This is a genomic window from Nonomuraea sp. H19 (assembly GCF_052068215.1).
In the GTDB taxonomy this organism is placed as follows: Bacteria; Actinomycetota; Actinomycetes; order Streptosporangiales; family Streptosporangiaceae; genus Nonomuraea.
On record NZ_JBQHCV010000132.1, the window covers coordinates 1 to 999 of the forward strand.

Annotated in this window: 2 protein-coding genes; both read left to right on the top strand. The window is 62.8% G+C overall.

Going from position 1 to position 999, the window contains the following annotated elements:
• Positions 1-358, top strand: a 358-nt coding sequence (locus ACTMTI_RS56905; RefSeq protein ID WP_441129415.1) for a DUF6192 family protein, incomplete at its 5' end; no start/stop codon positions are given.
• On the top strand, positions 355-840 hold the full coding sequence (locus tag ACTMTI_RS56910) for a hypothetical protein (RefSeq protein ID WP_441129416.1): 486 nt from the start codon (positions 355-357) through the stop codon (positions 838-840). The genes ACTMTI_RS56905 and ACTMTI_RS56910, both read left to right, overlap by 4 nt.
• Positions 841-999: the final 159 nt, after the last annotated feature.

The following is a 999-nucleotide window of genomic DNA, read 5'->3' on the forward strand; positions in this document are numbered from 1 at the left end:
GCCTCGTCACGTACCTACCTCTTCCAGACTTCTGTCAGCTTATGTAGCCGACTGTCTGGAATCTGCTGGGCACCTCAGTACGACTTCGCCGCGCAAAGAGTCCGTCGTTGAGAACACGGTGGCCTCGCGGCAAGTGTTGGAGTTGCTCGCGCTAGGCACCGCGTTCTACAGCGGCATGCAAGACCTCATTCCGACGCTGCGGGTCGCCGAGATCACTGAGCAGGCCCGGAAGGCAATCCTGGACAATCATCGCCGGGTGAGAGCCGTGGTGGATTGGTGCGACACCGTCCTGGCCACGGGTGACACCAGCATGGACGAACAGCTCACCCGAATCTTGGGGGGCGAGGAACCACAATGACAACGTCAAGCGGCAGCGTCCCAGAAGGGGGCACCATCGTCAGGCTGCCGACGCAGTGGATAGGCGAGCGGATCTGGAGTCTGGTTGAGTCGACTGGCGATGTCGGCGCACCACGTGATGATCTGCTGAGGGACATCTTCTGTACTGTGAATCAGTTTGAGCGAGGTAAGGGCCACGTCCGCGACTTCACGGCGATGACTCGGGGCAAGGCGTTCCTAGCAACTCGAAGCGTCTACCTCGTCAGCACTGACACCAACCGGTGCTCGGAGTACATCGGTTGGCGGCTTCGTACCGTGGATAGGGAGCTTCGCCGGATGATGAGCGGAACGATCGAGCCGCTCGGTGATCTGGTAGCCCAGCATGAGGTGCTGAGCTACTACCGCGAAGAGATCTTGCGCATGCTTCGGGTGGTAGAGGGCATGCGTCAGCGCGGTTTCCCCGGCTCGGTCATGTCCCACAGAGGAGAAGCCCCGAGGCCGTAGACACGGCCGCCGGCCCGCCGCCGCCGACCGCGCGGCGGGCCGTCCTCGGACCGGCTGGATTCCCCCGGCGGATAACTTGGGAGAACCGGGGGCGCGTTTTTCACAAGTTGCCGGGTTGATGACCGCGTTTCTGCAGGCAGTCGGGGCATGGACCCGCCG

What these genes read in the sequence shown, in the direction of transcription:
- ACTMTI_RS56910 (WP_441129416.1), top strand. Translation starts at nt 355, where the DNA reads ATGACAACGTCAAGCGGCAGCGTCCCAGAAGGGGGCACCATCGTCAGG.